Raw genomic sequence first — 22,992 nt, 5'->3', positions numbered from 1 at the left:
AACGCATTATCTATTAACACAATACATTCTAATCCTATCGTGTTACAAGCCCGTTTCGCATATTTATCAAATTATTCCGCTGAAAATTGATTTCACTTTATACTTTTACGTCCAAATTTTCGGAGTGACCTTCATAAAATTTATTTATCTGATCTTGCCCTTTGATTTCTGGATCACCAGCGCCATCACCTCTGAGACAAAATGCAGATAATATTGTCGTAATAATCACAAATGTACCCATAACGAGATAGGTATGAGCAAAACCAATTTTATCATACCCCCAGCCTGCTAATGGGGAAAAAAGACTTGCAACGACAGAACTCATGCAACTAAAGCCAACTAAAGCCAACTAAATAAAGTGTCGATGACAAACGCTTATCAAAATGAAGACTGTTATATTTAAAAATTGCGACTAAAAGAATTGGGAGTTCAACGGCATGCAGTAACTTCATTATCGATATCATAATTGCGCCATCAGCTAAGCCTGAACCAATAATCCGTAACGCCATGACTGAACTCGCAAATAATAACCCATTTTTAGCACCGATGCGGTTGACGATAAATGGCGCTATGAACATGCCTCCCGCCTCTAAGAAAACCTGCAATGAATTTAGATAACCGTACATCTCATTACCTAGTTGTTCACTTTGGAACTGATGAACAAAATACACCATAAATTGCTGGTCATAGACGCTGTATATGCAGGTTCCAAATACAAATAATATTAAAGCCCAAAATTGAGGCTGCACAAATAATTGTAAAGCATCTTTCACCGTTATGACGGAAGGCTTACCGTGTTCAAGGCTATTATAAGCATCCGTATTTACTGTTTTTAATTTCAATAAAATAACTAAAAATAATAAACCTGAAACGGTTGCCATAATAAAATTGTAGTCGGGGTTTACGTTAATATTACGTCCAGCAAAAAACGTTGCAGTCGCCCAACCCAATGAGCCCCACATCCTCGCTTTACCATATTCAAAATTGCATAATCGGCTGACCCGCTCAGTATAAGACTCAAGAACACCTATCCCTGCGTGAAATGTCATACCAATAAACAAACCGCCAATAACACTGCCTAAAAATACATTCCATTTTAGCAACGTACCGGAAACCATAAAAAATGGCCCAGATAAAATCAGCAGTACAGCAATAAATAGCAGTAAATTTTTTCGTAATCCTAATTTGTCCTGTATAAATCCATAAAGTGGCTGTGTGCAAAGCGCCACAATTGAAATACAAGAGAAAATAAACCCCGTATCTGCACCATCTAAGCCAACATATTTACGCAGCCAAATTGCGACGACAGAAAATATTGATGACCACGTGAAAAAGAAAAAAAACAATAATGCACTCAAAGAGGCATAATACTGTCTTGACCCACGCTCCATATTTCATCACCTGCCAAAAATTATCCTGATTAAGCAGCTATCAATCTCACTCGCTCAATATCAGATAGCGTTGGTTTAGCTTTCACAGTAGATAAGGTATCATTAATCAACAATGTATAGTGATACCAATAAATTAACCACTATCAACCTATTATATAACCATCAAAATGGTGAAAACGTTGCAAGATAATAAAAAACAACCTTCATTCTTTATTCATGACTATGAAACCTTTGGTAAACGCCCTGCTCTCGATAGGCCTGCACAATTTGCCGGCGTTCGTACCGACCTTGATTTTAATATCATTGAAGAACCTGAGGTTTTTTATTGCGCTCCGGCTGATGATTATTTACCACAGCCTGAAGCCGTCATGATCACAGGGATCACCCCACAGGTGGCATTATCTCAAGGCGTTAATGAAGCCGAGTTTGCTAAACGAATTCATGCAGCTTTTAGTGTCCCTAATACCTGTATTATGGGTTACAACAATATCCGTTTCGATGATGAAGTTACCCGTAATATTTTTTATCGAAATTTTTACGACCCATATGCTTATAGCTGGCAACAAGGAAATTCACGTTGGGATTTACTCGACACTCTGCGTGCCTGTTTTGCACTTCGCCCTGAAGGTATGCAATGGCCAGAAAATGAAGATGGCCTACCAAGTATGCGCTTAGAACATTTGACCAAAGCAAATGGGGTTGCTCATGAAAATGCTCACGATGCAATGTCTGACGTTTTAGCCACTATTAACATGGCAAAACTGTTGAAAGCTGCTCAACCGCGGATGTTCGACTATTTCTATCAGTTAAGAAATAAAAACAAAATAAGCCAACTTATTGATATTGTAGAAATAACGCCATTAGTTCATGTGTCTGGTATGTTTGGCGCATTGCGTTCTTATGTTAGTTTAGTTGCGCCTCTTGCTTGGCACCCTGACAACAAAAATGCCGTCATTATGTGTGATTTATCTGCCGATATCTCACCATTAATTGAGTTAGATGTTCAACAGTTACGTACTCGTTTATATACACCTAAAGCCGAACTGGCTGGCGAGTCCCCTGTTCCTGTAAAATTAGTGCATATTAATAAGTGCCCTATTTTAGCGCCAGAGAAAACTCTGCGGCCAGAAGATGCGCAGCGAACCGGTGTTGACCGTGACTTGTGTATGCGCAATTTGGAAACCTTACGCAAGGCTCCTGACATTCGTAACAAATTAATTGAGTTATTTAGCGAGCCTCAAGTATTCGCAGAGTCAGATGATGTCGATACACAAATTTATAATGGCTTTTTCAGTCCTTCTGACCGCTCAACTATGGATATTATTCGTGAGACATCCCCACAAAACTTGCCTGCATTGGAATTAAGTTTTGAAGATAAACGTATGAAAGAACTGTTCTTTCGCTATAAAGCACGTAATTACCCTGCGACGCTATCTTATGATGAGCAGCAACGCTGGTTACAGCACCGTAGGGATTACTTTAATGAAGAACGTTTAACAGACTATATGCAACAAATACAGCAACTACTTGTAGAACATCAACATGATGAAAAGCGTTGTCAGCAATTAAAAGCATTGATTAATTATGCGAGAGATCTCGCCAGTTAATTTATCAATAAAAAAGGCAGATATTGTACTATTCCCAATATCTGCCTTACTTCATTTATATAGCGAGTTTATTGCTGGTCATGAGTATGACCACAGCCACAATCTCCTTCCCAATTTTTCCGTTTAGTTGTTTTACCTAAACCTGGGTTCATTGTGTTTGTTGGGTCAGATTGCTTATAGAACGATTTCAGTTGTTCAGGGGCTTTATACAAATGCCCTACGTTATGCTCTGCAGGGTATTGAGCGCCTCTTTCATCTAATAACGCTAACATTTTTTCTTTTAGCTCTTTCGGATCTACACCTTTCTTCAATACATAATCCTGATGCATAACATGGCACATAAAGTGACCACAATATAATTTATGAACTAATAGCTTTTCAATTTCTGGTGGTAATGTTTCAAACCAGTTTCTATCATTACGACGTAATGCGATATCAAGGGGTAAAACATCTTCCACATCTTTGTTGTGAACAGCATGATAACGAACCGCAGAACCCGCAGCAGCAAAACGGTGTAAAAATGCTTTCGCACCCTCTTCTGGCGTACATTCAAAATAGCCACCATCTGCGTTTGAAAAATAAGATTTTAGCCAAACTTTAGCTTCATCAATGCCGTCTCCAGCCATTTTCAACATTAAATGGTGTTCGTAACGATCACGGAACTCTTTCATACGAGGCGGTAAGTGGGAAGGCCATAATTTACTGAGAACCTGCATGGTACGGTCAATCAGATTTGATGGTAGGAATGGGACTTTATTTAATACTGCATCAATACGCCCTTTAATAGTGAAAAACATTGGCATTTTGTCAGTGCCGAATTTATCAATCATTAAAAAGGTGTCTTTACCATAAACCTCTGCAATATCGAAGCAACCACGATGCATATATTCCCCCGCTACTGGCAGGTTTTTAAACTCACTCAGAATATAGCGACGTATATCTTCCAAAACATCTGGATTGTTAGAACCAATATAAAATACTTGTGTTTTTTTATCTGCAGGGAAGGTATCTAAGCGAACAGCAAATACCGCTAATTTGCCAGCGCACCCTGACGCTTCAAATAGGCGCCGTTCATCAGCATTGAAACGTGACGGTGTGTCTGCATCAACATCACGAACGCGTTCTGCATATTCATGGTCAGACGCTAGTTTATCGCTCACTTGCACGTCTTCGCTGCTATAACCACGATTTTGTAAATTCGTCAGTATCTCTTCTGGCGTATTCCCCAAATCAATACCGAGGTGATTGACAAGCTCTACTTTGCCATCATCATTCACTCGGCCATAGAGAGCAAGTTCAGTATAGGCAGGGCCTCTGCGCACCAATGAACCACCAGAACTGTTACAAATACCACCAACAACCGAGGCACCAATACATGAAGAGCCAATCAAAGAGTGCGGCTCACGCCCTAATGGTTTTAGAATTTTTTCCAGATCGTACAAAGTACTTCCCGGCATCGCAACAACTTGATTAAACTCCGGTAAAACTTGAATTTGGTTTAGTTTCAAAGTGCTAATGATGACGATATCGCGATCATAATCATAACCACTCGGAGTTGACCCTTCGGTTAACCCTGTATTAGCTGCTTGCATCAGCACAATTTTGTCTGCTTCAACACACGCCTTGAAGACATACCACTGTTCGAGCAATGTTGTTGGAAATACAACTGCGATTGCATCGCCCATACCAGAGCGGAAGCCTTTACGATAACGTTCTGTTTTATGCGGCTCTGTTAAAATATTTTTTTTGCCAACAATATTCCTAAGCGTCAGTAATAACCGTTGATTCTCAGGTTTCTTTGCATCATTCATTTGCGTGCCTTATTAATCGAATACGTAATTATCATAGTTATACATTATGTGTTGTAACAACAATATCACATAATATTATGATGTTAATAGGCTACACGCTTTATCTTAAATAATTCTTAACGGGTAAAAAAATAGCGCCTCAAGGGCGCTATTTTTAAATCTAATTCTGAACATATTCAAAGTCGAATTCTTCAGTATATTCAAAATAGTTCGTGTTGTAGCAAGGCGCCGAGCAAAACGCAGCTACGGCGCGAAATAGGAAGAATTATGAAGAACTATACGTCGCTCATCTGCGGCATAGGCCGCTTAAACATGCGTGTCAGCACCGCCATATAGACCAAACCAACTGCTGTCCAGATCAACCCATAAACCATTGAGTCTTCTTCAATATTCAGCCATAACACACACACTGTTAGCGTACCAATAACAGGCAGGATCAAGTAGTTTAGGATATTTTTGAAGCCTGTCATTCGACGTTCACGAATAAAGAATTGGCTAATGACAGAAATATTCACGAAGGTGAACGCAATTAGCGCACCAAAGTTAATTAATGCTGTCGCAAAATCCATTTCAAACCAGATAGCGCCTAATGCCAAGAAACCAACCAGTAATACGTTGTATGCCGGGGTGCGCCATGTTGGGCTTACGTAGCCAAAGACTTTTTCTGGGAATACCCCATCACGTCCCATCACATACATTAAACGCGCACTACCTGCATGAGCGGCCATGCCTGATGCTAATACGGTAACACATGAGAACACCAGAATGATTGACTGGAAGAATGTACCTGCAACAAAACGCATAATATCTGGTTGTGTTTCATTTATATTCTTAAAGCGTGATACATCAGGGAAGTATTGCTGTAAGAAGAACGAAACAGTAATAAAGATAACCCCACCGATTAACGCAGTTAAGAAAATAGCACGAGGAATAACTTTACCGGCATTCGGTGTTTCTTCTGAGAGTGAACTTAACCCGTCAAAACCTAAGAATGAGAAACAGAGGATTGTTGCCCCAGCAATGAGTGGGATCATTTCCGTTTTTTCATTAGCAAATGGGTTAAAAGTCCAGATTTCTCCCGTTCCTTCACCGTTAGAAACACCGTGGATCACAAGCCCTGTAAACACCACCATGACACCCACTTGAATAATAGCAATGACGGTACTTAAGTTTGCAATCACGTTAATCCCACGTAAGTTGGCTGCAGTCATTAAAATAACCAGCCCAACAACGAAGATTGCAGGTTCTACATTAGGGAAAATATCTTGTAAATAAATTTTAGCCAATAAGATGTTGATCATTGGCATAAAAATATAGGACAACAATGATGTCCAGCCCACCAAGAAGCCAATATGTGGACTCATGGATTTTTGGGCATAAGTGTACGCTGAACCGGCTGATGGGAAACGTTTCACCAATTTACCGTAGCTCAGTGCAGTAAACAGTATCGCAGCAAGTGCAATAATGTATGAAGTTGGAACATGTCCACCGGTTTTATCTGATACCATTCCGAAGGTATCAAATATCGTCATTGGCTGGATATATGCAATACCAATCATTACCACTTGCACCAATGTTAAGGTTTTTGCAAGTTGTACGCGGTTATTCGCACCCGTTTGATTGTGACCGATGTCTAATGGAATTGGCGTATTATTTTGCACGTCTAAGCCCTCCCATAACTTTCGATTGCATACTACTTCGGCTTAATCGACAGTTACTGGGAAGACTTTGCATCTGCCTATAGGCAGAGAAAAACGAAGAAAGGGAGAAAGGCGTGTGAGCGAAGCCACCGAGAGCCCCGTAGTCATCGATACGGCAGCCGCCAGCGCCTGGCCCTGCTGCGAATGCGAAAAAGTAAGCCATAAAAGCATTCCTCAAATCGGTAGCGAAAAATGTTTGCTACACGTAAATATTAAAATTATCTCTCCGGCTCTATGTCCGGCCCCGCTAGAATGAACGTTCCTAAAAACAAAAAAACCGATGCTTTATTTAATTAAGCATCAGTTATTTTTTAGTTCGCGCATTTTGCACGCCATAACTCGAAATAGCAAGCTAAATTGTTAACAAATCACCCTATTTCCCATGAGAAATTTTGATTATTTCTGACTTTTTGCCATATCTGCTTATAAGTTCTTTTTCTTATGATTTTTATCAGGTTTTAATCAACAAAAAACCCTCTGGTGAGAGCCAAAGGGTTTGGGTTAATCGAGATAGTATTTTCGATTAGAAGTTGTAGTTGATACCAAAGTTGTAACGACGGCCATCAAGTACTTTATCATTGGACTCAGCAGTTAAACGCTTATCAAAGATATTGTACATACCGGCTACTAAATTGATATTTTTATCAATATGATAGCTCGCACCGATATCAACAAAAGTATAAGAAGGTCTCTCTTTACTCATACTAGTTCTGGAGAGATAGGAGCTACTTTTTCCATTAAAATTAACACGATTCCACAATTGAAGATCTTCAGTTGTTTGCCAAGTTAAAGAACCATTCGCCATATGTTTCGGTGTACGGCTTAAAGGCTTACCTTTGAACTTACCACTTTTTTGCTCAGAATCAGAATAAGTATAGTTAGCAGCAAATGCGAGATCCGTTGTAATATCCCAGTTAAATGTCAGCTCAGCACCGCGAAGGTTTGCTTTATCAACGTTCTCTCTTTCACTAATAAATTTGTATGCTTTCCCATCATACATACATTCACCACTAGCGATTGTACCTGTATTTCCATCTTTATCTTTTGTGGAGTCCGTGCAGCTACGCACTTCCATGATTTTATCTTTAAATTCAGTATTAAAGAATGTCACACCGACATTCAAGTTATCTTGATTATTCCAGATAAACCCAAGTTCTTGTGTAACACTTTTTTCAGGTTTTAAATCTGGATTACCAATAATAACAGCTGGATCACCCCCCCCCCCTGTTGATTGCCCCCAATTTGGGGCAACTTGTCTTAATTCAGGTGAACGATACCCTGTTGAGATACCACCTTTAATTATCCATTCATCTGAGGTATGCCAAACACCGTATAAACGAGGAGTCCAATGAGAACCAAAGTTTTCATCTTTATCCATACGGACACCACCCGTTAAGGCAAAATCATTGGTCATCATCCATTCATCTTCAGCAAATAATGCCCAACTATAACGAGTTAATTTGTCAACATCTGCAGCAGAAGCTAATTGATTTCCTTTATCACGAAGGTCTTCATAGCGATATTGCCCACCAATACTTAATGTATGGTCACCCAAATTTAACACAGTTTGGTTTTTTACTAATGTATCGTTATATTCCATTTTACGACTTGGGTTTTTAGTTTCATCCCTTTGAACAAAAGTTTCCATCGCACCCCAATCATAAATACCGTTATGCGTAACCGCATAGTTGTTTTTTCGGTATGTTACATTTGAATCATCACATTTTTTAGTAACTTTATTTGCGCCTTTACCCGTAGTACACATCAATGAGCCAGATTTTCCAGCTGTTGTATTTCTTTCTTGTTCATCATGTTTGAAATCAAAATCAAAGGTATTAAATTCATCAGGCGTTAATGTCAGAGTTGTTCCTACTGCACCAATTTTTTGTTCATTAAAACCCCCAACAAACTTATCTTCCCAACGCTTTGAATAAATTCCATTAACTTTCATTCCAAGCAAGCCATCAACTAAAGGTCCAGATGCATAGAAGCTTCCTTGGCCTTCATTTCCTGAATCACGATGAGAATTGATTGTGGTATCCGCACGCAAACTACCGTTCCACTCTTTACCCACTTTCCGGGTAATGATATTAATTACCCCACCCATCGCATCTGAACCGTACAGCGATGACATTGGGCCACGTACTACTTCAATACGCTCAATGGCGGGTAATGGTGGCAACCAGCCTTGTTCAATACCAGAACCATCACTATTAGGGCGTGTACTACGTGAATCAATGCGCTTTCCATCAACCATAATCATGGTGTATTTTGCATCCATACCACGAATACTAATATCTGATTTACTTCCACCACCAGTAACCTGAACGCCAGGTAAATCCTTTAACGCATCGGTGACATCTTTATAAGCTTTGTTCTCAAGTTGTTCGCGAGTTACTACAGAAATAGACGCAGGTGCATCTTCAATTTTCTGTTGATAACCTGATGCGGTTGTAACATAGATTTTATCTTTACTGTCATCAGCAAATGCAGGTGCCGCAGCGATAGCCGCAATTATGCTAATTGCCACTTTTCTTTTATTAAAAACAACCATTCCCAACTCTCCAAGAGATATTTTGTTTTATATATGAATTGATTTGCTCACATTGATTTCATTGAATCAAAAATATCATTTTTATTATTTAGGCATTTAAATACCCATAAGAAATTCATGGTAAAAAACCATTATATAATTCAATTAAATTTCCTGTGGGTAATTACTATTAATTAATATTTAATTTGTTTATTTTTGAATATTGTTTCCTATTATTTTATTTGATGTGCTTGCTGTGTACTGCAAGCACATCATTTTCTTCGTGATATTAACTCGCCAGTTTATCAACCAGCCCATCAATCAGGACTTGTGGAACACCTTGCGAACAACGTTCGATGCGACCGCGTACACCATAAACCTCAGCAAGGCTTTCGGGTGTAATGACCTCTGCAGGTTCGCCTTGTGCAATTAAATTACCCTGCTTCAACATTAATATATGCTCTGCATGTTTAAGCGCAATATTAATATCATGAACTACCACAACCGTGATTATATTTCGGCGTTTGGTTTCTTTCGCCACTAAATCCATCACATGGTATTGGTAATTCAAATCCAATGCACTTAACGGTTCATCTAATAACAATAAGTTGGGTTGACGAATTAAAGATTGAGCCAAACCGACTAATTGTTTTTGCCCACCTGAAAGTTGGTCTAAATAACTTAACGCCAAATGTTCAATACCCAATTGGCGTAATAACCCCATCACTTCGTCTTTACTGTTTTCATTGCTTAAACCGCCTGAAGCACGTTGAGCAACAATAACAGACTCGAGAACATACAGGTGCACACCAGCAGGTAACGTTTGCGGTAAATACACCACATTTTGTGCCCGCTGGGCAAAACTCTGTTGGGTTAAATCCAAACCATCAAGCAACAACTGCCCTGTTGCCTTATTTAGACCCGCCAGCGAACGCAACAACGTGGATTTACCACTGCCATTAGGCCCAAGTAATACCGTGATCTTGCCGCGAGGCAAAATGTCCGTCGATAAATTTTCAATCACCGGGCGTTTTGGGTAGCCTGCATTAAATTGATTAATAATCAGGCCACTCATGATACGTTCCCTCTATGACGTAAAATAATGCTTAAAAAGAACGGTACCCCCACTAATGATGTCACAATCCCAACAGGAATAATCACACCAGGAATAATATTCTTCGACGCAATTGACGCCATTGATAAAATTAACGCCCCAATTAATGCACTTGCTGGTAGATAAAAACGGTGATCTTCACCAAAAATCAACCTTGCAATATGCGGCGCGACTAAACCAATAAAAGCAATAGGGCCAACAAACGCCACCGCTAAAGCCGATAAAATACTAATACGCAATAACGTTGTTAGCCTTAAACGACGCACATCAATACCAAAACTGATTGCCCTGTCCTCGCCCAACCTTAAAGCCGTCAGTTTCCATGAGCTCATCATGGCAATCGGGAAAATAAGTGCGAACACTAGCGCCATCACACCCAGTTTTACCCAAGTTGCTTTTGATAAACTCCCCATCGTCCAAAAGACTAAACCTTGCAAGGTATCTTCCGTCGCGATGAATTGCATCATAGAAACCAATGCATTAAAGGTGAACACGAGAGCAATACCAAACAATACGACACCTGAAGTTGCTACGCGCGTCCAACGGGTTACTGCGTCTAACATCAAAGCGGCTAACAGCGCAAAAATAAAGGCATTCGCTGATATCACCCATTGGTCAGGCACACCTGGAATTGCAATGCCAGAAACAATCGCTAATGCGGCACCAAAAGCCGCTGCATTAGAGACCCCTAACGTAAATGGGCTCGCTAACGGGTTATTGAGGATCGTTTGCATCTCTGCGCCAGCAAGCCCTAATGACATGCCAATCACCACTGCCATCAACGCATATGGCAGACGAATATCCCATACGATGACGCGTGTCCCTGCATCAACGGCCTCTGGGGTCACCAACGTTTGCCATAAACGCTCAAGAGATAAACCTGATGGCCCTAAAGTAAAATCAATAACCAGTGATAATAAAATTGCCGCAACGATGACCGCTAGCCATGTCAACCGACGACGTAACATATTTTGATAATGTATTTTTACATTATCGTCAGCCTGGATCGCGGCTTTTTCAGCCGCAACTATTGGCTCGCTCGTAATACTCATCAATTCTTACCCGTCTTCATTACTTTTCGCTGACCCAATATACACCTGTTGGCTCAATGGCGAGAAACTCTCTATGTAATTGCTCCAGCGTTTTTTGCGGCTCAAGGTCGGTAAATTGTTTTGGATAGAACCACTTAGCGAAAACTTGCGTCGCAATCACATTGTATGGAGAGTTATAGTAATTGTGCCAGATAGCATAATCTTGCTTATCTTTTATGGCTGATAACGCGCTAATTCCTTTACGTTCAGTAATTTTTTTCAGGCTTTCTTTTGCATCAGTTAATGTGCTTTGTGCCCCTAATTGAACGCCTGCATCTTTACTTCCCGGTGCTTTTGCACCAGATGCAATGTAAATACTTGGGTCTGCAGCAATAATTTTCTCTAAATTCATCGTACCAAGTGCACCCGGTAAAACGCCTTTAGCAATATTTTTACCACCAGCTAAATCAATAAAGTTCCCCATATTCCCATCACCAGCGGTACCACAGCAGTCTTCAAAGGCTCCCGCGCGTAATTCGATAAAAACACTGGGTTTTTTATCGTCTGGTATTTTAGAGGTAATATCAGTGACTAATTTTTGGTTTCTTTCATAAAAATCGACATACTTATTTGCTGCCTGTTCACGATTTAACGCTTTGCCGAGTAAACGCATACTTGGCAATGTATTTTCCAGTGGCTTATCACGGAAATCCACGAATACGACAGGCACTCCCGCTTTTTCAAGCTGGTTAACTAATTCGCTATTTTTACCCGGCCCATGGCCTGACAAACCAAAAATCGCGATATCTGGATTTAGGGTTAATACTTTTTCTGAACTGACGCTATCTGCGCTGGTATTACCAATCAGTGGAATATTATCAATTTCAGGAAATTTAGCTTTATAAGCAGCGTAGGTTTGTGGGTCTAGTTTTCGAAGGTCACCTTGCCAACCCACAATTCGGTCAATAGGTTTATCACCTTCCAGCAGAGCTATTGCACTAAATAGGCGTCCCTCACCTAATAAAATGCGATTAACATTATCAGGAACTTCAACTGTACGACCTGCAATATCAGTGACTGTTGCAGCCCAAGCACTCATACTGGCACTTGCTAATAACGCTAAACTTATCCCTTTTACTACCGACCTAGCTACAGACTTCTTGGCTACCGACGACATAGTATTAAGCTCCACTATTAACCTCATTGACTTACCTTTTTTTTATGCGGTAACAATAAAGCAAATAAGAATACTTATCAATACGATTATTAGTTTAATCATGACTTTCATCAATGGAATTTTGTGACCACCATCGTAAAGCCAAGCATTCAGCATATTTTACCGCCAAAATACCACTTTATTACCAGCGCTATATATAAAAAAACAGCACCCTATAAAGAGTACTGTTTTCATGATAAGTATTTTAAAAAATTATTTATCTAAATTTTCGCGGTAACTTGGAAAGCTCATGTCTTTATAGCGAATAAACGTTGTTTTCTTCGCTATCTTATAGCCAAACCAAATCGCTAAAAATAATGGGAGACCAATATAAGTTGCAGTAACCCCTACCCAATCAATTTTATCTTCTAAAAAGGCTTGGTAATTTTGGCCTAATGTAATTGTTAAACACAAAATAAAGGCAAAAATAGGGCCAATTGGGAAGAAACCTGAACGATAAGGTAAGTCATTAAGATCTTTCCCTTGTGCAATATAGCCTCTACGGAAACGATAATGGCTAATTGCAATACCTAACCAAGCAATAAACCCTGTCATCCCGGATGTATTTAATAGCCACAGGTACACCGTCTGGTTTCCAAACATAGAACTTAAGAAACACAATCCCGCAACAACTGTCGTTGCTAACAATGCATAACGCGGTACGCCACCTTTAGATAAACGGGCGAAAATGCGCGGCGCTTTGCCTTCACGCGCTAAGGTATACAACATACGCGTTGATGCGTACATACCCGAGTTACCTGCCGATAATACTGCCGTTAAGATAACCGCATTCATCACTGCTGCTGCGGATAATAGGCCTGCATTTTCAAATACTAAGGTAAATGGACTGACACTAATATCTTTGACATCATTACGCAGTAAACTTGGGTCAGTATAAGGAATGATCAAACTAATAATTAAGATTGCGAAGATATAGAATAACAGTATACGCCAAAATACTTTGCGCACTGCTTTTGGAATATTTTTGGCAGGATCTTTCGACTCACCCGCAGCAATACCAATTAATTCAGTACCTTGGAATGAGAAACCAACGATCATTGCCACACCAATCATCGCTGAGAAACCACCAGCAAAAGGTGCATCACCAATTTCCCAATTATGCCATCCTGCATTCTCTGCACCATTCATGATGCCAAAAATCATTAATACCCCGACGATAATAAAAATAACGACCGTGGTGACTTTTATTAATGAGAACCAGTATTCCGCTTCACCAAACCCTTTAACAGAGATGAAATTCAGTAAGAAAATAATGGCAAGGAAGATCGCGCTCCAAATCCAACCGGGAGTATCTGGGAACCAGTAGGTCATCACCAACTGAGCAGCAACTAAGTCAACGGCAATAGTCACAGCCCAGTTGTACCAGTAGTTCCACCCTAGTGCGAAACCAAAACCTTCATCGACATATTTTGCACCATAGGTTGCAAATGAGCCTGAAACAGGCATATAAGCGGCTAACTCGCCCAAACTGGTCATCAAAAAATAGACCATTAAGCCAATGATAGCATAAGAAAGGAGTGCTCCACCGGGGCCTGCTTGTGCAACCGTTGCACCGGATGCAACGAATAAACCGGTACCGATGGACCCACCGATAGCAATCATCGCAAGATGGCGTGCCTTTAACTCACGGCGTAGTTTTTGTGGGCCGCCCTGCGAGATAGTATTGGTATGTTGTTCTGACATTTGTTCCCTGCATTTTATTATTCAGCTAATATCGCATGGATTCTAGCAAAATAGGCTGTGAGAACTAAGCAACTCTTCACTGTTATAAGATACCTTCATAATTCACATAAAATTATAAGTAAAACGCGTTATTACCCAAGATCGAATATTGTTTCTTTAAAATCTTAGAAAAAACTTAACGTAGTTATTCCTCTGAAGGCTTTAGCCCGTTGCGAGGCGGCAAATGATTGGCATGTGGCTTGGGTAATCGAATGCAGCCAACAACGCAACGGACTAAAAGGTAACGAGAGTTTTTTAGTGACAATATGACAACAAATTAGTAATCGCACTCGAAATATGCTTTTGGCGGTGATAAATCAAATATAGCGTTCTTTCTAAATGAAGTTCGTCTATTTTTAACTCAACTAAAGTCCCATTCTCTAATTGCTCTTCGATCACTCGGCGTGATAAACAGCTTATACCTATTCCATATCGGACGGCATGTTTGATAGCTTCTGAATTTCCAAGCTCCATCAAAATATGAAAGCCGGGAAGATGTGCAAATAATAGTTGGTCAAGGACATCCCGCGTACCAGAGCCCCTTTCACGCAAGATCCAAGGAGCGTCACGTAAATCTTTTAAAGAGACGCTTTTATTCGCTAATGGGTTTTGAGGTGAAACAAAAATAACGAGTTCATCTTTTAACCATGCTTTAGAAATTAACTCAGGGCTATGGCAAACGCCTTCAATTAACCCAACGTCCGCTCTAAACTCCATAACGGATTTAATGATCTCTTCTGTGTTACTGATAAAAAGCTCTAAAGGAATATCTGGGTGGTCATGACGATAACCCGCTAAGACTTCCGGTAAAATATAATTACCAATCGTCGTACTGGCAGCAAGACGCACAGCTCCCATCTCTTTTTTAAATAATTGCTCGACCTCTAGCCCTTGCTCTAATAATGCTAAAGCTTTGGGATAAAGCAGCCTTCCGTGCTCATTCGTAACAAGTCGTTTACCCACACGGTCAAATAATTGAACACCTAGTTGACCTTCTAAATCCGTTAGCGACGCACTGACAGCCGACTGTGAAAGCGCTAATAGCTGAGATGCTTGCGTCGTGGAGCCACTTTTTAATACTTCCGTAAAAACCTCAAGTTGCCTAAGAGTAATTCGCATAAAGGTAAGCCCCAACGTGATTTTTAGTATTTGTAATAATAATGTTAATATTAACGATTTATTCGCAATATTCCAGAAGAAACTTATAATCTATTTTGGTGGTAGATTATATAAAAATAATCAATTTAAATTATTATTGCTTTTGTTATATCCTTATTACTAAATCTTATAAGCGGTAATAAAGAGTATTATCATGAATAAAAGTGACACCAACACCCTTGAGCAAAATAGCCTAAGCCCTATATTCAAACTCATACCAGGCATTATTTTAGCGGGTATTCTAACTGCTATTGCAATTTACCTAGGTGACCAACCCTGGTTTATGGATATCGGTTTAGGTGCATTAACCCTCGCAATATTATTAGGAATTATTGTAGGGAATACTTTTTACCCCGTAGCCAGTCGATCTTGTGATGCTGGTACTAAATTTGCCAAACACTATTTCCTACGCGCTGGTATTATCTTGTATGGCTTTCGCCTTACTTTCCAGCAGATCACTGACGTAGGAGCAACTGGGGTAATTATTGATGCTTTAACATTAACATCGACATTTTTATTAGCATATTGGCTAGGTAAAAAAGTGTTCGGTCTTGATGAAGAAACAACATTGTTAATTGGCGCAGGCAGTAGTATTTGTGGTGCAGCTGCCGTCATGGCAACCGAACCTGTCGTTAAAGCTTCTGCGAGTAAAGTCGCTGTTGCTGTTTCAACCGTTGTTATCTTTGGTACGATTTGTATCTTTGTTTACCCTTGGATTTACCAATTAAATGCGCACTTCGGCTGGTTTCCAGCAACAGAAGAAACTTTTGGGATTTATATTGGTTCAACCGTGCATGAAGTTGCACAGGTTGTTGCAGCAGGCCACACCATTGGTACTGACGCAGAAAATGCCTCTGTCATTGCCAAAATGATCCGTGTCATGATGCTTGCGCCTTTTCTAATTATTTTATCGGCTTTCTTAAGCCGTAAAACAGCGGCTAACCAAACAGCCAATAGCCAAAAAAGCAAAATCACTATTCCTTGGTTCGCTGTATTTTTTATTGTTGTTGCAGGTTTTAATTCACTCAACTTACTGCCTCAAGTGTTAGTGCAACAAATCATTGCGTTAGATACAATTTTACTCGCTATGGCAATGGTGGCTTTAGGACTAACGACCCATGTGAGTGCTATTCGCCAAGCGGGTATTAAACCCTTATTAATGGCGCTGATTCTATTTGTTTGGCTGATTGTTGGCGGGCTTCTAATTAACGTACTGATTCAAAGCATTTTTTAGCATATATTCTCCTCATTTTTAGCCACCTTACTTGGTGGCTTTTTTGTTGATTTCATTTATTTGCTCATTAATGGCATACTCCAAGAAAAAGGAGTCAAAAATGAAATATATTGGAGCACATGTCAGCGCCTCAGGTGGCGTTGACCAAGCCGTTATTCGCGCACATGAAATCAATGCAACCGCTTTTGCTTTATTCACAAAAAATCAGCGCCAATGGAAAGCTGCGCCACTAAGCGAAGACGTGATTAAAAAATTTAAAGATAACTGCAAAAAATATGGGTACGGTAAACACCAGATCCTTCCTCATGACAGCTATTTGATCAATCTAGGTCACCCCGAATTTGAAGCTTTAGAGAAATCTCGTGCCGCTTTTATCGATGAGATGCAACGCTGCGAACAATTAGGTATTGATTTACTTAACTTTCACCCAGGTAGTCATTTAAAGAAAATTGAAATTGACGATTGTTTAGCGCGAATTGCTGAATCTATTAATATTGCCCTTGCTGAGACCGAAGGGGTGATTGCAGTTATTGAAAATACGGCCGGCCAAGGGACTAACTTGGGCTTTGACTTTACACATCTCGCAAAAATTATTGATGGAGTGAAAGATAAAAGCCGTGTAGGCGTTTGTATTGATACTTGCCACGCATTTGCCGCAGGTTATGACTTACGCACAGCCGAAGATTGTGACAAAACATTCAGCCAATTTGCAGAGATTGTTGGGTTTGAATTTCTAAAAGGAATGCACCTGAATGATGCTAAAAGTGAATTTGCCAGCCGCGTTGACCGCCACCATAGTTTAGGTGAAGGGAACATTGGCTTTGCTCCATTTACTTACATTATGCAAGATGACCGCTTTGATGGTATCCCATTGATTTTAGAAACTGTTAACCCCGATATTTGGCCGCAAGAAATTGCATGGCTAAAAGCACAACAAAATAGCTAATTATTTGCTTTCTAATAACCAAAAACCCCTGCATTTATCATGCGGGGGTTTTGGTTGAAACTAATGTACTATAACGACTTCATTTCAATTTTAGCCATCATATCCGCTAATTTGTTTCTATTTTTTAAACCGACATCTGGCTGAGAAACGGATAGCGCGGAAATCGCTGTCGCCATACGTAACGTGTGCTCACTGGATTCACCGTTAAGTAACCCATAAGCTAACCCTGCCACCATGGAATCACCGGCACCAACAGTGCTTATCACTTCACAATGGGGTGGTTTTGCAAGCCAAGAGCCCGAAGCGTTAACCCAAAGGGCCCCTTCCTCCCCTAACGATATGACCACATGGGAAATCCCTTTGTCTCTTAATTCATGCGCTGCGGCCACGACCTCTTGTAAATCAGGAAGTTTTCGGCCAACCCAGCTTTCTAACTCATGACGATTAGGTTTTACTAACCATGGAGATGCTTTTAAACCTGCCTTCAAAGCTTCTCGGCTACTATCAAAAATAATACATGGACATAATTGGCGAAGGCGAGTCATCCAGCGAGTAAATTCTTCTGGGTCAATACCACTCGGTAAACTTCCGCTCACCACAACCATATCGAAATGGCCTAACCAATTGAGCGACTCTGTCGAGAAACGGTTCCAATCTTCTTTACTAACCTCAAAACCTGAAAAATTGAAATCAGTCGATTCCCCGTTATTTTCAGTGAGTTTCACGTTAATTCGTGTACGCCCTGGCACCATACTAAAGCGATTAGCCATACCATTTTCACTGAAAAAATGTTGGAATTCTTCTTGGTTATCCTTTCCCATAAAACCACTAACAGTGATATCAATACCTAAGTCACGGAGCACTTTTGCGACATTGACACCTTTACCACCCGCATTGAGGCTAGCGGTTTTGACTAAATTGACTTCACCAACTTCGATAGTAGAGCATAAGCCCACAAGGTCGTAAGCAGGATTTAATGTAATTGTAGCAACCCGGCGAGTCATAACCACTAATCTCCCTTATCATGATTATCGTGTCTTTAAATTTAATTATAGTTATAACATTAAAGCATATTGTTTTCAGTGATATTTGTACTTTTTCCTGCTTGTTTTTCTACTAGATTATGTCAGGATCAACGCGCTAAAAAAGAAAACAATAAGGAGAATATATGTCTGAGCCTACCAACGTCGTCGTGGGTGTCGGTGTTATAATCACTAACAAATGTGGGCAAATTTTGATGGGCAAACGCAGCAGTAAACATGCGCCCTATTGGTCTATTTTCGGAGGGCATGTTGACCCAGGTGAATCATTTGAAACCTGTGCCATCCGCGAAATAAAAGAAGAGATTGGTATTGATATTCAAACTCCCACCGTTTTTGGCATCAGCAACAATTTACAGACTTATCAACAAGAAGGTAAACATACCGTTTCTATTTGTATGCATGTTGAATATAGCGGTGATGTGGAGCCTCGAATTATGGAAGCAGACAAATGTGAAAACCTAATGTGGGTTTCACCTGATAACCTCCCAGAACCGCATTTTGAAGCTAGCCGCAATGCCGTAGACCTCTGGCTAACACAACGCTTCTATCACCAAAGCGCCTAATTAATCATAAGCGTACAAATATCTTCGCGTTGTACGTTTATTATCCATCTCGTTCTAATTACTCATTTTTCCCTATTTTATTCTATTTGCCATATTTACAATACTTCACGCTTGCCGTATCATTTAGCTAGTACAGTGAAACATTATATTTAGGAGCCACCATGGCTATTGATGGAACAACACAACAAAAAAATCCTTCTATATTGGGAGGTGCTATGATCATCGCCGGTACTGCAGTCGGTGCTGGTATGTTTTCTATTCCTATGGTGACTTCTGGCGTTTGGTTCACAGGTTCCGTCATACTGTTAATTTATACCTTTGTTTGCATGTTACTTTCTGGGCTAATGATTTTAGAAGCTAATATGAATTATCCAGCGGGTGCTAGTTTCCATACGATGGTAAAGGATTTATTAGGTTCGACTTGGAATTCAATTAACGGCTTATCCGTCACTTTTGTGCTTTATATACTCACTTATGCCTATATTTCTGCAGGCAGCTCTATCATCGCAGCAAACTTGTCAGAAAAAATACAGTTACCACAAGCGGGTGCAGGCTTTATTTTTGCCTTTATTGTGGCTTTTTTTGTATGGCTTTCTACGCGTGCTGTCGATAGGTTAAGTACCATTTTAATTGGCGGGATGGTGCTCACCTTTATTATGTCAATCGGTGGAATGATTTCCACTGCATCGCCCGCAATTTTATTTAACCAGACTGAGCAAAGTGAAAGCCAATACCTTCCCTATGCCTTAGCCGCATTACCTTATTTATTAACCTCTTTTGGTTATCACGGTAATGTTCCAGGATTAGTAAAATATTATAATAAAGATAGCCGTAGTGTTGTTAAAAGCCTAGTCTATGGTGCCACCATTACCGTGGTTATCTATATTTTATGGCAGTATGCTATTCAAGGAAATATTCCAAGAACGTCATTTATTGAAATAAGAGAAAACGGTAATAATATTGATGCATTACTGGCTCAAATGAATATTTCCACCAAAAGTAGTTTTATCTCTCAATTTTTGAACCTGTTTTCATATATGGCTCTAGCGAGTTCCTTTTTAGGCGTATCTTTAGGGTTATTTGATTTTATTGCTGACTTTTTCAAATTTGAAGATAATAAGTTTGGCCGCCTTAAATCTGTCGCAGTCACATTTTTACCACCAACAATCCTCGCGTTAATTTTCCCTAATGGGTTTATTTATGCGATTGGTTTTGCCGGGTTAGCAGCCACTATTTGGGCCGTTATTGTCCCTGCACTGATGGCGAAAGCAAGTCGTAAACGTTATCCAAACAACAGCTATAGAGCACCGGGGGGAAGCTTTATCATTGGCTTCGTGATCCTCTTTGGTTTAGTTAATGCTGTTGCTCATTTATTGTCATTGTCTGGCTTACTTCCTATCTATTAATCATTCCAGTATGAATATAGCCCACGGGTTATATTCATACTTATTGCATTATCCAATAACTGCATTATCTAGAATTGTATTATCCAAAAATTTTTCACTGAAAATTGACTTCAGCATCTTGCCTAATTCCTTATCTGCGAGTAATTTTGTCGCACTCTTTTTGACAACCCCAAAGAAGGTTATTTATGGCCAAGGCCAATGAAATCAAACGTGGTTTAGCAATCAACTACAACGGCAAATTATTACTTGTAAAAGACATTGATATTCAAGCACCTAGCGCTCGTGGTGCGAGTACATTATATAAAATGCGTTTTACTGATATCAAAACTGGCCAAAAAGTTGAAGAACGTTTCAAAGGCGATGATATTTTAGACACAATTTCGCTTACGCGCCGTGGAGTCAGTTTTTCTTATATTGATGGTGACGAGTATGTCTTTATGGATAATGAAGACTACACTCCCTACATTTTCAAAAAAGCAGATATTGAAGAAGAATTACTTTTTATTCCTGAAGAAGGGTTACCAGGAATGCAAGTGTTAACGATGGATGGGCAAGTTCTTGCTTTAGAGTTACCACAAACGGTTGATATGGCCATTATTGAGACAACACCTGCAATTAAAGGGGCGTCTGCCAGCGCACGAACTAAACCTGCAACGATGGCTACAGGGTTAACTGTCCAAGTTCCTGAGTATTTAACCAGTGGTGAGAAAATTCGTATTCATATCGCTGAGCGTCGTTATATGGGCCGTTGTGATTAATTTTTGCTTTTAGTTTCGCAGAAATAATGCTTTATATGCCTATGAGTTTATTGTTCATAGGCATATGCCATTAAAATTAAACATTGCACCCTCATCTCATTTTAGTTTGCTATATTCAATTCTTGCTTATCTCAAAATTAATCGTATTTTATCGTATAAATACCTAAGGTTTTATCTTTATTAATCCAGGTAAATTGTTGAGTACCTTTTTGGTTCGGAAGCAACGTTTCTTGATTTTTTAATTTTTGAATATCTGCAGATGCGGTTTCCAATTTGCCATTATCATTCCAGCATTTAGTTTCAACCCTGTGAACATTCGCTTCGACTACACAAGGCGACGCAACAATAGCACCAGTAAATCGAATAACGGCAGTATTACTCCTTCTCACATCACTGTTTTCAGAGGCAAACATTGAAAAATTTGTACTTAATGTCGCTACCGCTAGAAAAGTCATTACTATTTTTTTTACTGAGCTATTCATGAAGAAATCTCCTCCTAAAATTATGTTATCGTCACTTTCTGTCATTTATTTACAGTTAAAGTATTTAATTTGGCTAAATTGCCTGAGAACGACATACTAATTCCAAAAAGAAATTAAAAATTTCATTTATAGTCGTAGTTTTTTATTTTTCCTTTTAATTATTTATCCAAATAAAATAAATGACTTACATCACTCTTAATTAACCACACAAAATGCAACACTTTATAAATAGTATCTATTAGCATTGGTTGTATAATTTATAAAAACCGTCGCAATATCACTTGAGGCTTATCCAATAAATCATTAAAAATAGTGTTTATCATCATGAATAAAAATTTAGATAAAAAAATTTCATTACCCTCTACCAACTTGATCGCATCAGGCCGACAACGTGCTTGTTATCAGCATCCTGAGCATCATGACCTATGTATAAAAGTTCATCTAAATGGGAGAGACGACAAAGAAACCTTAAGAGAGATTCGCTATTACAAGCGTTTATATAGAAAAAACTTCACTACAAAAACAATTTCTCATTACTATGGCACCCAACAAACTGATCAAGGGCTGGGTTATGTATTCCAATTAATCAAAGATAAAACAGGAAATGTTTCACACACTTTAGATTATTACCTAAAAAACAAACAACTTTTTTTAAAACATAAAAAAAATATGAAAGTTGCTTACGAGCAATTTAAAAAAAACATATATAAAGAGGCTATCACCACGATGGCGCTAAAAACTTATAATATCGTTTACCAACTAGGTTATAAACCTTGTGGCCAATTTCTTATTATTGATAACCTGGGGTCTGCTAACTTAATCCCCATTGATTATTTTTCAACTAAAATAGCCCGTTCTACACTAAATCGTCGGTTTACCGATTTCGAACAACGGCTTTATCGTGACTATAATATTAAGGTATAGCACACATACTCTGACTTACACTTTATCCTCACCATTAGTATCTGGTTATATTGATTTATTGTTAGCGTAGATTATTTCACATTATCCGATATCAATATCACACAAAGAATATGATTAACAAAAATACTGATATACATACAGTATATTTATTTTTTGAGTATTTTTCATTCTAATGGTGGTTTTTAAGACAAATTAAACTATTCGTTTTCCCCACAAACAAACCTTCGTTAAATATAAATTTAAACTTCTTTACATTTTGAGCTTAAAAAGGACTTAATTATGTAATTACACTGAAATAGCACACAATAAAACGTGATTCAGATCATATTTTA

The 22,992-nt window shown here is 39.2% G+C and carries 18 protein-coding genes and 1 pseudogene; 7 read left to right on the top strand and 12 right to left on the bottom strand.

What is annotated here, in order from left to right; genetic code table 11:
- Positions 1 to 97: 97 nt before the first annotated feature.
- Positions 98 to 1,391 (bottom strand): annotated as a pseudogene (locus tag G6Q48_RS04280) (MFS transporter).
- A gap of 167 nt (positions 1,392 to 1,558) precedes the next feature.
- Here G6Q48_RS04280 and sbcB point away from each other — a divergent pair.
- Positions 1,559 to 2,998, top strand: a complete 1,440-nt coding sequence (gene sbcB / locus G6Q48_RS04275) for an exodeoxyribonuclease I (protein ID WP_407072563.1) — start codon at positions 1,559 to 1,561, stop codon at positions 2,996 to 2,998.
- A 68-nt stretch (positions 2,999 to 3,066) separates the two neighbouring features.
- Here the strand turns inward: sbcB and dld are convergent, their stop codons facing one another.
- The 9 genes from dld to yieE all read right to left on the bottom strand — a co-directional run bounded on the left by dld (position 3,067) and on the right by yieE (position 15,265).
- Positions 3,067 to 4,809, bottom strand: coding sequence for a D-lactate dehydrogenase (gene dld / locus G6Q48_RS04270; RefSeq protein ID WP_166264633.1), 1,743 nt, complete (start codon positions 4,807 to 4,809; stop codon positions 3,067 to 3,069).
- A 275-nt stretch (positions 4,810 to 5,084) separates the two neighbouring features.
- The gene (locus G6Q48_RS04265) at positions 5,085 to 6,470 is read right to left on the bottom strand and encodes an APC family permease (protein ID WP_102137708.1); all 1,386 of its coding nucleotides are present in this window, start codon (positions 6,468 to 6,470) and stop codon (positions 5,085 to 5,087) included.
- Positions 6,460 to 6,672 (bottom strand): hypothetical protein, encoded by a 213-nt coding sequence (locus G6Q48_RS04260; RefSeq protein ID WP_004253162.1) that lies wholly within the window; start codon positions 6,670 to 6,672, stop codon positions 6,460 to 6,462. Before G6Q48_RS04260 ends, G6Q48_RS04265 begins: the two co-directional genes overlap by 11 nt.
- Before the next feature lie 360 nt (positions 6,673 to 7,032).
- A complete protein-coding gene (locus G6Q48_RS04255; protein WP_166264631.1) occupies positions 7,033 to 9,063 on the bottom strand; it encodes a ligand-gated channel protein in 2,031 nt (676 codons plus the stop codon).
- 268 nt (positions 9,064 to 9,331) lie between these two features.
- A complete protein-coding gene (locus G6Q48_RS04250) occupies positions 9,332 to 10,120 on the bottom strand; it encodes an ABC transporter ATP-binding protein (protein ID WP_102137706.1) in 789 nt (262 codons plus the stop codon).
- Positions 10,114 to 11,208 carry a FecCD family ABC transporter permease gene (locus G6Q48_RS04245; RefSeq protein WP_102137705.1) on the bottom strand — a complete coding sequence of 365 codons (1,095 nt, stop codon included), beginning with the start codon at positions 11,206 to 11,208 and terminating at the stop codon, positions 10,114 to 10,116. The genes G6Q48_RS04250 and G6Q48_RS04245 overlap by 7 nt, the downstream gene beginning before the upstream one ends.
- 19 nt (positions 11,209 to 11,227) lie before the next feature.
- On the bottom strand, positions 11,228 to 12,364 hold the full coding sequence (locus G6Q48_RS04240) for an ABC transporter substrate-binding protein (protein ID WP_166264629.1): 1,137 nt from the start codon (positions 12,362 to 12,364) through the stop codon (positions 11,228 to 11,230).
- 252 nt (positions 12,365 to 12,616) lie between these two features.
- On the bottom strand, positions 12,617 to 14,107 hold the full coding sequence (locus tag G6Q48_RS04235) for an amino acid permease (RefSeq protein ID WP_102137703.1): 1,491 nt from the start codon (positions 14,105 to 14,107) through the stop codon (positions 12,617 to 12,619).
- A 294-nt stretch (positions 14,108 to 14,401) separates the two neighbouring features.
- Positions 14,402 to 15,265, bottom strand: a complete 864-nt coding sequence (yieE, locus tag G6Q48_RS04230) for a DNA-binding transcriptional regulator YeiE (protein WP_102137702.1) — start codon at positions 15,263 to 15,265, stop codon at positions 14,402 to 14,404.
- A gap of 193 nt (positions 15,266 to 15,458) precedes the next feature.
- Between yieE and G6Q48_RS04225 the strand changes: the two genes are divergently transcribed.
- Together G6Q48_RS04225 and nfo are read left to right on the top strand one after the other, a co-directional pair.
- Complete coding sequence (locus G6Q48_RS04225; protein WP_102137701.1) at positions 15,459 to 16,538, top strand: YeiH family protein; 1,080 nt, start codon at positions 15,459 to 15,461, stop codon at positions 16,536 to 16,538.
- Between the two features lie 100 nt (positions 16,539 to 16,638).
- A complete protein-coding gene (gene nfo / locus G6Q48_RS04220) occupies positions 16,639 to 17,484 on the top strand; it encodes a deoxyribonuclease IV (protein ID WP_166264627.1) in 846 nt (281 codons plus the stop codon).
- Positions 17,485 to 17,552: 68 nt separating this feature from the next.
- Here nfo and fruK read toward each other — a convergent pair whose 3' ends face one another.
- Positions 17,553 to 18,488 carry a 1-phosphofructokinase gene (gene fruK, locus G6Q48_RS04215; RefSeq protein ID WP_102137803.1) on the bottom strand — a complete coding sequence of 312 codons (936 nt, stop codon included), beginning with the start codon at positions 18,486 to 18,488 and terminating at the stop codon, positions 17,553 to 17,555.
- A 164-nt stretch (positions 18,489 to 18,652) separates the two neighbouring features.
- Between fruK and G6Q48_RS04210 the strand changes: the two genes are divergently transcribed.
- The 3 genes from G6Q48_RS04210 (at position 18,653) to yeiP (ending at position 21,254) form a co-directional block, all read left to right on the top strand.
- Positions 18,653 to 19,090, top strand: a complete 438-nt coding sequence (locus G6Q48_RS04210) for a nucleotide triphosphate diphosphatase NUDT15 (protein ID WP_102137699.1) — start codon at positions 18,653 to 18,655, stop codon at positions 19,088 to 19,090.
- 161 nt (positions 19,091 to 19,251) lie between these two features.
- Positions 19,252 to 20,496, top strand: coding sequence for a tryptophan permease (gene mtr, locus G6Q48_RS04205; RefSeq protein WP_102137698.1), 1,245 nt, complete (start codon positions 19,252 to 19,254; stop codon positions 20,494 to 20,496).
- 185 nt (positions 20,497 to 20,681) lie between these two features.
- Positions 20,682 to 21,254, top strand: coding sequence for an elongation factor P-like protein YeiP (gene yeiP, locus G6Q48_RS04200; RefSeq protein ID WP_102137697.1), 573 nt, complete (start codon positions 20,682 to 20,684; stop codon positions 21,252 to 21,254).
- A gap of 137 nt (positions 21,255 to 21,391) precedes the next feature.
- On the opposite strand, the gene G6Q48_RS04195 is transcribed toward yeiP, so the two are convergent.
- Complete coding sequence (locus G6Q48_RS04195; RefSeq protein ID WP_102137696.1) at positions 21,392 to 21,736, bottom strand: hypothetical protein; 345 nt, start codon at positions 21,734 to 21,736, stop codon at positions 21,392 to 21,394.
- Between the two features lie 324 nt (positions 21,737 to 22,060).
- Here G6Q48_RS04195 and G6Q48_RS04190 point away from each other — a divergent pair, with 324 nt between their 5' ends.
- The gene (locus tag G6Q48_RS04190) at positions 22,061 to 22,660 is read left to right on the top strand and encodes a YrbL family protein (RefSeq protein ID WP_102137695.1); all 600 of its coding nucleotides are present in this window, start codon (positions 22,061 to 22,063) and stop codon (positions 22,658 to 22,660) included.
- Positions 22,661 to 22,992: the final 332 nt, after the last annotated feature.

Origin of the sequence: Providencia sp. M-27 (assembly GCF_011077905.1) — a bacterium.
Lineage (GTDB): Bacteria > Pseudomonadota > Gammaproteobacteria > Enterobacterales > Enterobacteriaceae > Providencia > Providencia huaxiensis.
Note: the sequence above shows the minus strand (reverse complement) of the source record. Positions and strands in the feature narration are given on the sequence as shown.

What these genes read in the sequence shown, in the direction of transcription:
- sbcB (WP_407072563.1), top strand. Translation starts at nt 1,559, where the DNA reads ATGGTGAAAACGTTGCAAGATAATAAAAAACAACCTTCATTCTTTATT.
- dld (WP_166264633.1), bottom strand. Translation starts at nt 4,809, where the DNA reads ATGAATGATGCAAAGAAACCTGAGAATCAACGGTTATTACTGACGCTT.
- G6Q48_RS04260 (WP_004253162.1), bottom strand. Translation starts at nt 6,672, where the DNA reads ATGGCTTACTTTTTCGCATTCGCAGCAGGGCCAGGCGCTGGCGGCTGC.
- G6Q48_RS04255 (WP_166264631.1), bottom strand. Translation starts at nt 9,063, where the DNA reads ATGGTTGTTTTTAATAAAAGAAAAGTGGCAATTAGCATAATTGCGGCT.
- G6Q48_RS04245 (WP_102137705.1), bottom strand. Translation starts at nt 11,208, where the DNA reads ATGAGTATTACGAGCGAGCCAATAGTTGCGGCTGAAAAAGCCGCGATC.
- G6Q48_RS04240 (WP_166264629.1), bottom strand. Translation starts at nt 12,364, where the DNA reads ATGTCGTCGGTAGCCAAGAAGTCTGTAGCTAGGTCGGTAGTAAAAGGG.
- G6Q48_RS04235 (WP_102137703.1), bottom strand. Translation starts at nt 14,107, where the DNA reads ATGTCAGAACAACATACCAATACTATCTCGCAGGGCGGCCCACAAAAA.
- yieE (WP_102137702.1), bottom strand. Translation starts at nt 15,265, where the DNA reads ATGCGAATTACTCTTAGGCAACTTGAGGTTTTTACGGAAGTATTAAAA.
- G6Q48_RS04225 (WP_102137701.1), top strand. Translation starts at nt 15,459, where the DNA reads ATGAATAAAAGTGACACCAACACCCTTGAGCAAAATAGCCTAAGCCCT.
- nfo (WP_166264627.1), top strand. Translation starts at nt 16,639, where the DNA reads ATGAAATATATTGGAGCACATGTCAGCGCCTCAGGTGGCGTTGACCAA.
- fruK (WP_102137803.1), bottom strand. Translation starts at nt 18,488, where the DNA reads ATGACTCGCCGGGTTGCTACAATTACATTAAATCCTGCTTACGACCTT.
- G6Q48_RS04210 (WP_102137699.1), top strand. Translation starts at nt 18,653, where the DNA reads ATGTCTGAGCCTACCAACGTCGTCGTGGGTGTCGGTGTTATAATCACT.
- mtr (WP_102137698.1), top strand. Translation starts at nt 19,252, where the DNA reads ATGGCTATTGATGGAACAACACAACAAAAAAATCCTTCTATATTGGGA.
- yeiP (WP_102137697.1), top strand. Translation starts at nt 20,682, where the DNA reads ATGGCCAAGGCCAATGAAATCAAACGTGGTTTAGCAATCAACTACAAC.
- G6Q48_RS04195 (WP_102137696.1), bottom strand. Translation starts at nt 21,736, where the DNA reads ATGAATAGCTCAGTAAAAAAAATAGTAATGACTTTTCTAGCGGTAGCG.
- G6Q48_RS04190 (WP_102137695.1), top strand. Translation starts at nt 22,061, where the DNA reads ATGAATAAAAATTTAGATAAAAAAATTTCATTACCCTCTACCAACTTG.